This is a genomic window from Flavobacterium sp. (assembly GCF_035456225.1).
In the GTDB taxonomy this organism is placed as follows: Bacteria; Bacteroidota; Bacteroidia; order Flavobacteriales; family Flavobacteriaceae; genus Flavobacterium.
Map to the genome: position 1 here is coordinate 1 of NZ_DATIDM010000027.1, position 7,263 is coordinate 7,263.

Consider the following 7,263-nt stretch of genomic DNA (forward strand, 5'->3'; position numbering starts at 1 on the left):
TTATTAGATGCAATTTAATTCATATGGTTGCGTTATGTTTTAAATAAATATTAAATTTCCTTTAATAATACAACAAATAATCACTATAAGTGTAAATATAGCAAGAAATGTCAGCTTTCATTGAAAATAATGAAAAACTAACTTTTTTGTTGTTTTTTGTTATAAATATTAAGAGATATCTGAAGTAAACGAATTACACAATCAGATAAAGCCTGTAATACAAATATGAAGAAATAAAAGAAACCTTGTTTTTATTGTAGGCTTTTTATTATAACAATTTAAAACTATTATTTTAAAAAATTATTTACAATTATTGGTTATTACAAAAATTATAAAATTTATCCATCAATAGTATTAAATACTTAACAATGTGTTATAAAAAAAGCAACCCACAGGGTTGCTCTTTAGTTTTATGATAGAAGTGAATTTTAATTATAATAATGGGCGATAAGCTGAACTTCGTCTTGTCCGCCACCTAAAAACATTTTCACGGCACCTGTCCCTCCGGTATTGCCAACTGCTAACTGTGCTGCGAACATAGGGCAATAAGTTCCGGGGCCTAATTTAATGTAATCGGTACCTGTGTTGAAGCCTTGTTTGTTGGCACCTGCCGTTGATCCACTGGTGTAAAATTGACCGTTTAAGCCTAACGCAAATCCAATTGTTAATGGAACACCATCTAAATCGTTGGTTACAATGGGGCCTGAAGGTCCTCCCCGTCTAAGGTACATGAGGGTTTGTACCACCCTGGCATGCTGGTCATCTACGGGATTACCCGATTTTTCAATTTCCCAGCTAATAGAATAGTTGATTTCAACAATGGCATTGCGGGTTAATGTAAATGTGTCCAAACCCGCCCCCGATTGTCTCGGCCATCCAGCGGTAGTATATCCGGATCCTGTACCGGTCTGATTTACCACATTGGCATTGGCCCCTCCTGTGGTTTGAGGATCTGCCAAATAATTAAAAGGGTTGAATAAAACTTCAATATTGTTGGTTGCTGCTCCAAGTACCAAATCGCCATCTCCGTCAACAAAAACTCTTGTTGTGTTTCCTGCGCCTAAATTGGCAGAGTTGTTTGTGGCGTTTAACCCTTCCACTCTTATTGTTGAAGTGCTTCCTGCAACGTGTACCTCCTCTAAAGGTGTTGTTGTTTTGATTCCGATCTGCGAAAATAGTGCTGAAGGCATTATCAAAAGTAAATAGTATATTTTCTTCATAGTCTATCTAATTGTAAAGTCTGATTTTTAAATAATCCAAATCACCTCCAAAACCTACGCTTGTGTATTTACTGGTTCCGTCGGTGGTCTTTGCAAAAAATTTCAGAGAATGATTCCCTGCCGGGATATTGGCATAGCCGTGAGCATTCATATAAGGATATCCCATAATTCCCTGTATAGAGGAAGCTACTGCTTGCCCTTTGTTGCCGTACTGTTTGGAAAGTTCTGTAGCGTCTAATCCGTCATTGTTTAAATCAATGCAAAAATATACCTCGAAAGTTCTTGCAGATCTGTCATCGAGCGGTGAGCCTAACGGTGACGCTATCATATCTACATCCGAAACAACTACTGTGATGCCATACTTCACCTCTATTAATGCGTTTTGCGGAGCGTTGAATGGAACCGAAATCAATTGCATACCAGCTGTTGTTGTGGTCAAATCATTATTTAATACGATTCCGTTGTAATTCGGACCGTCTGGGATGAAATTTCCAATATTGATTAGGAAGTTTAGAGGAGCAACGCTTCCCGGAACACCGCCTCCCGATGCATAATTTGAAGGATATAGTGTCAGTTCACCGTCTTTGTCAACATATACTGGTGCCAGTTTCACGCCGTCATTAAGCGCAGAACTGTTTACCGAGTTGAGCTTTTCGATTCGTATCGTTGAAGTTGTACCGGCAATATGCAGGTCTTTTAACGGATTTGCAGTACCTATGCCGACTTGAGCAAAAGTGCAAGTCGAAAGTAGCAGTAATAAGTATTTGATGTTTTTCATAGACTTAAAAGTTTAGTATAATCTCATAAATACCGAATCGTTTCCAATGGCAAAATTGACAACTGTCGCCATTGAGGTGGTTCCGGTTTTTAATTCGCCATAAAACCGAAGCGTATGTGTGCCGGGTGTTAACGTTATGTAAGTTGTGCTGCAGTTGTACATGGCCATGTCGGAAGCGTTTGCTGTTGACGCTGCTAAATCGTTATTGTTGTAATAGCATTTGGATGCTTGCCCGTATCTTGGAGTCGTTGCTAATAAGGTAGGAGTGTCAAGAGTATAAAAAGTGGTAATCAGCCTTGGTCTGTCGTCCTTTATTTTTGTTGCTGCATCTTTTAATACCTGAAAACTGATGTTGTATTTTACCTCTAAAACAGCATCCCTGTTTACAGTTATGGTATAGGGTAAGATAACCGTGTTGCGCGTTCCGATTGGGGAGCTTCCTGCCAACATGGTAAGTGTTGTTCCTGATAAGGGTGTGGAAGATGTTATGGCATCTGTTCCGTCACTGTTTTGGAATGTCGACATAGTTAAAGTAAGATCTCCGTTTTCATTTACATAAAGCGGATAGGTTTTGTCAATGCCTCCTCCGTTATAGGGATTGTTTGGGGAGTTCAAACCGTCAATTCGGATTGTTCCTGTCGGGGACGCTAAATGCAATTTTTGTTGCGGATTGGTTGTCCCGACTCCAACACCTGAAACCTGAGCACGAAGAGAAAAGTTTAGTAGAACGAAGATGGGGATAAAGTAAAGTTTCGTCATGGGTCAAGTTTTTTTAGTTTACTTTTTAAAAACAAATCACTTAATAGATGAAATAATATAACAAAGGTTGCGTGAAATGTTGTAAATAATAATTTTTATGTATTTTAATTCGTTGTGAATAAGTGTTTTGTGTAATTTTTTCGTCTTTTGGCCAAAAATAGATAAAATCTAACAAAAAATACTATTTTAGTATAAAAAAAATTAATTAACAAGAAAAAGCATCAGTTTGTAAGTAAAAATGTTATAAAAATCTTAAAACATGATAAAATTTGTAATTCTCAATGTCGTTAATAAGTAGTACTTTTGAAAAAAAATAGAAATGAGAGGAGTGTTATTGGTAAATCTTGGTTCTCCTGAGAGTCCGGAACCAAAAGATGTCAAGCCCTATTTGGATGAGTTTTTAATGGATAAATATGTAATAGATGTACCTTATTTATTGCGTGCTTTCCTGGTTCGCGGAATTATATTGAGAAAACGTCCCGAAAGCTCTGCCGAAGCTTACCGAAAAATATGGTGGAAGGAAGGTTCTCCATTGGTTGTACTTTCAAAAAGGATGCATGAAAAAGTAGTTGGAAAAACAGATGTGCCTGTTTCTTTGGCAATGCGCTATGGTAAACCGTCTATAGAAGCGGGTTTAAAGGAATTATATGATAAAGGAGTACGTGAAGTATTGCTTTTCCCTTTGTACCCACAGTATGCCATGGCTTCTACCTTAACGATTTTGGAAGTTACCGAAGAAATCCGCAAGAAGAAGTTCCCTGACATGAAAATTTCCGATGTACCGGCTTTTTATAATAAACCGGATTATATCAAGGCGCTTTCCGATTCCATCAAACATCATTTGGGGAATTTCGAGTATGATAAATTGGTCTTTTCCTACCATGGGATTCCTGAAAGGCATGTCCGTAAGACCGATCCGACACTGAAGCACAAGAAGTTCGTAACGGATCAAATGTGTTGTGAAGTAGGGACTCCGGAAGCCGAGTTCTGTTACCGAACCCATTGTTATGAAACCACCCGTTTGGTAGTGGAACAGTTGCAGATTCCGAAAGACAAATATTATGTAACTTTCCAGTCAAGGCTGGCCGGAGACAAATGGCTTGAGCCTTACACAGACGTTGTACTGAATGACTATCCGAAACAAAATGTTAAAAAAGTGGCCGTTGTTACACCGGCTTTTGTTACGGATTGTTTGGAAACACTGGAGGAAATCGCCATGAGAGCCAATGAAGAATTCATCGAACACGGCGGAGAGTCATTTTTGACAATCCCTTGTTTAAACGATGATGAGCAGTGGTGTCAGGTAGTGACCAACTGGATTAACGATTGGGCTAAAAATTAATTATGGCTGAATATTATTATTATATAAAAGCCCTGCATCTGATCTTTGTAATCACATGGTTTGCCGGGCTTTTTTATATCGTTCGGTTATTTGTTTACCATGCCGAGGCGAAATCAAAACCCCAACCGGAACAGGACATTCTTGTTAAACAATATCAACTGATGTCATATAGGTTGTGGTATATCATTACCTGGCCGTCTGCTATTTTAGCGAGTACTTTTGCGTTTATGATGTTGTTCGGAACCGCTCTGGGAAAAGTCTGGCTGCAAATGCCGTGGATGCATGTAAAATTAGGATTTGTCTTTTTACTGTATTTGTATCACTTGAAATGTCACCAGATTTTCCTCCAATTGCAAAAAAATGAAGTGAAACATTCTTCGGGTTTTTTCAGATTGTGGAATGAAGGTGCGACGCTTATCCTTTTTGCTGTGGTTTTTCTGGTGATATTAAAAGACGCGTTCAATTGGATATATGGCGTAATCGGGATTTTTCTTTTTTCGTTAATCCTGATGCTGGGTTATAGGTTCTATAAGCGAATACGAGAAAAAAACCAATCGTAGGCATGTCAAAAACAATTAAAATAACGCAGTTATCCCTTCGATTACGAATTTTCCTGTCGATGGTATTTCTAACCCTGATTGCGTCGGTTTTAATTGCTGCGGTTTCCATTTATCAGTTTAAGAAAGAAGCCCGGGATTACCATCAGGACCGTTTGGAAAGAAAAGAAGATGCCATTACAGAGCATATCAATTATATTCTTTCCACTACAACGTATCCGCTTACAACCCATAACCTACCGCTGATTTTTAAAGAGAGAATCTTTGAATTGGCAAATATTCACAGCCTTGAAATCAACATCCACGATTTAAACGGCAACTTGCTTATTTCTTCTAAAGGCGCTTTTTCGGTTGATAAAGTAGCAAAACCGATACCGCCGATTATTCTTAAAATCATACAGTCTTCCACCAGCAAGCGTTTTGTGGACCTGCAAATGATAAACGGACAAAAATATCGTTCCTCTTACAGTTATTTAAAAGATACCAAATTTAAACCGCTTGGAATTTTAAACCTTCCGTATGTGGAGGAAACCAGTTTTTATCAGAACGAGCTTCGCAATTTCTTGATGCGATTCGGGCAGGTATACCTGTTCATGTTGCTGATTTCGTTTGTAATTGCTTATTTTCTGTCGAGTTACATTACCAAATCATTGCAAACCATCAGTGATAAAATCCGGGAAACGCAATTAAACAAGAAAAACGAAAAAATTCAGCTGGAATCTACCAGTCATGAGATCAAATCGCTGGTCGATGCCTATAACGGCATGGTCGATAAACTGGAAGAAAGTGCTGTGCTTTTGGCACAGAGCGAAAGGGAAGAGGCCTGGCGCGAAATGGCAAAACAGGTAGCGCATGAAATCAAAAATCCCCTGACCCCCATGCGTTTGACGGTACAGAGTTTTCAGCGCAAATTCGACCCGACTGACCCGAATGTGTACCAGAAAATGGATGATTATTCCAAAACACTGATTCAGCAAATCGACACGATGAGTTCGGTAGCTTCGGCATTTTCTAACTTTGCCTCGTTACCGGCCCAGCAGAATGAAACCTTGAATATCGTTTATGTTGTTCAGCTGGCATTGGACATCTTTAATGAACATTTTATTGAATTCGCTGCTCCGGAAAAGGAAATCATCACCAAAATTGACCGTACCCAGGTAATTCGGATCATTACCAATCTGGTTAAGAACGCAATCGAGGCCATTCCGAATGAAGAAGCCAATCCGCATGTTTCCGTTAAGGTTTTCCGCGAAGGCAATACGGCAAAAATTGTGGTTAAAGACAACGGAAAAGGAATTAGTATTGAAGATAAAAATCGTATTTTCGAACCTAAATTTACCACCAAAACCAGCGGAATGGGATTAGGCTTGGGAATCATAAAAAATATCGTGGAAAGTTACCACGGAACGATTACATTAGAAAGCGAATTAGGCGAGGGAACTGAATTTACGGTGACACTTCCTATAATAAACACTTAAGAAAATGAACTACGAAAACATTTTAATCGAAAAAGAAAACGGTATTGCGGTTATCACTATTAACCGTCCGACAAAGTTAAATGCGTTAAACAAGGCAACAATTGAAGAATTGCACGGTGCGTTTAAAGCAGAAAATGAAGATGCAGCTACCAAAGTGATTATCGTTACGGGAAGTGGTGAAAAAGCTTTCGTGGCGGGAGCCGATATTTCTGAATTTGCAAGTTTTTCAGTGGAACAAGGAGCACAATTGGCGGCTAAAGGTCAGGAGTTGTTGTTTGATTTCGTGCAGAATTTAACTACTCCCGTGATTGCGGCGGTAAACGGATTTGCTTTGGGAGGCGGATTGGAACTGGCGATGGCAGCGCACTTCCGAGTGGCTTCTGATAACGCAAAAATGGGATTGCCCGAAGTGACTTTAGGAGTGATTCCAGGTTACGGCGGTACACAGCGTCTACCACAACTGATTGGTAAAGGAAGAGCCATGGAAATGATCATGACCGCCGGTATGGTTGATGCAACAACGGCATTGAACTACGGATTGGTAAATCATGTGGTTCCCCAAACAGAGCTGCTGGATTTCGCAAAAGGAATCGCTGGTAAAATTGCCAAAAATTCGAGTGTTGCCATAGGAAAGGCAATTCAGGCCATTAACGATAATTATACAGATGGGGTAAACGGGTTCCAATCGGAAATCCGGGCTTTCGGAGAATGTTTCGGAACCGAAGATTTCAGGGAAGGGACAACGGCCTTTCTGGAAAAAAGAAAAGCGGAATTTCCTGGGAAATAATTTTAAAGCGAACCGATTTTGGTTCGCTTTTTTTGTAAATTTATTACACCTCTCACTAAACCAATCTTCGAGTATGTTGCAAAAAGTAAAAGAATTTTTAGAAACGGTTGAGTTGCGAAACCCGAACGAACCGGAGTTTTTGCAGGCCGTTAAGGAAGTTGCCGAAACGGTAATCCCTTTTATTGAAGAAAATAAAAAGTACCAGGATAAAATGCTTTTAGAGCGAATGGTTGAACCGGAAAGGGTTTTAATGTTCCGCATCGCTTGGATCGATGATGCCGGGAAAATCCATGTGAACAAAGGATACCGTATCCAGATGAATTCGGCCATCGGACCCTATAA

8 protein-coding genes are annotated in these 7,263 nt (G+C 39.4%); 5 read left to right on the plus strand and 3 right to left on the minus strand.

Translation table 11 applies throughout. The annotated features are described in order from the left end of the window. Positions 1 to 428 precede the first annotated feature (428 nt). Genes VLB74_RS01450 through VLB74_RS01460 form a run of 3 tightly spaced genes read right to left on the minus strand, consistent with a single transcriptional unit; the run spans position 429 to position 2,757 of the window. Complete coding sequence (locus tag VLB74_RS01450; RefSeq protein ID WP_325201694.1) at positions 429 to 1,220, minus strand: hypothetical protein; 792 nt, start codon at positions 1,218 to 1,220, stop codon at positions 429 to 431. Between the two features lie 7 nt (positions 1,221 to 1,227). Next, positions 1,228 to 1,998 (minus strand): hypothetical protein, encoded by a 771-nt coding sequence (locus VLB74_RS01455; protein WP_325201695.1) that lies wholly within the window; start codon positions 1,996 to 1,998, stop codon positions 1,228 to 1,230. Positions 1,999 to 2,010: 12 nt separating this feature from the next. After that, entirely contained in the window at positions 2,011 to 2,757 is a 747-nt protein-coding gene (locus VLB74_RS01460; protein ID WP_325201696.1) for a hypothetical protein, read from the minus strand. Positions 2,758 to 3,076: 319 nt separating this feature from the next. On the opposite strand from VLB74_RS01460, the gene hemH reads away from it, so the two are divergent. The 5 genes from hemH to VLB74_RS01485 form a co-directional block, all read left to right on the plus strand. Continuing rightward, a complete protein-coding gene (hemH, locus tag VLB74_RS01465) occupies positions 3,077 to 4,099 on the plus strand; it encodes a ferrochelatase (protein WP_325201697.1) in 1,023 nt (340 codons plus the stop codon). Positions 4,100 to 4,101: 2 nt separating this feature from the next. Continuing rightward, positions 4,102 to 4,659, plus strand: coding sequence for a CopD family protein (locus VLB74_RS01470; protein WP_325201698.1), 558 nt, complete (start codon positions 4,102 to 4,104; stop codon positions 4,657 to 4,659). A 59-nt stretch (positions 4,660 to 4,718) separates the two neighbouring features. Next, positions 4,719 to 6,134, plus strand: a complete 1,416-nt coding sequence (locus VLB74_RS01475) for a sensor histidine kinase (RefSeq protein WP_325201701.1) — start codon at positions 4,719 to 4,721, stop codon at positions 6,132 to 6,134. A 4-nt stretch (positions 6,135 to 6,138) separates the two neighbouring features. Continuing rightward, positions 6,139 to 6,921, plus strand: coding sequence for an enoyl-CoA hydratase/isomerase family protein (locus tag VLB74_RS01480; RefSeq protein WP_325201699.1), 783 nt, complete (start codon positions 6,139 to 6,141; stop codon positions 6,919 to 6,921). A 73-nt stretch (positions 6,922 to 6,994) separates the two neighbouring features. Beyond that, a partial coding sequence (locus tag VLB74_RS01485) for a Glu/Leu/Phe/Val dehydrogenase dimerization domain-containing protein (RefSeq protein WP_325201700.1) occupies positions 6,995 to 7,263 on the plus strand: 269 nt, incomplete at its 3' end.

Coding starts and splice junctions, on each gene's coding strand:
- VLB74_RS01475 (WP_325201701.1), top strand. CDS start 4,719: ATGGTATTTCTAACCCTGATTGCGTCGGTTTTAATTGCTGCGGTTTCC.
- VLB74_RS01480 (WP_325201699.1), top strand. CDS start 6,139: ATGAACTACGAAAACATTTTAATCGAAAAAGAAAACGGTATTGCGGTT.
- VLB74_RS01460 (WP_325201696.1), bottom strand. CDS start 2,757: ATGACGAAACTTTACTTTATCCCCATCTTCGTTCTACTAAACTTTTCT.
- VLB74_RS01455 (WP_325201695.1), bottom strand. CDS start 1,998: ATGAAAAACATCAAATACTTATTACTGCTACTTTCGACTTGCACTTTT.
- VLB74_RS01450 (WP_325201694.1), bottom strand. CDS start 1,220: ATGAAGAAAATATACTATTTACTTTTGATAATGCCTTCAGCACTATTT.
- VLB74_RS01470 (WP_325201698.1), top strand. CDS start 4,102: ATGGCTGAATATTATTATTATATAAAAGCCCTGCATCTGATCTTTGTA.
- hemH (WP_325201697.1), top strand. CDS start 3,077: ATGAGAGGAGTGTTATTGGTAAATCTTGGTTCTCCTGAGAGTCCGGAA.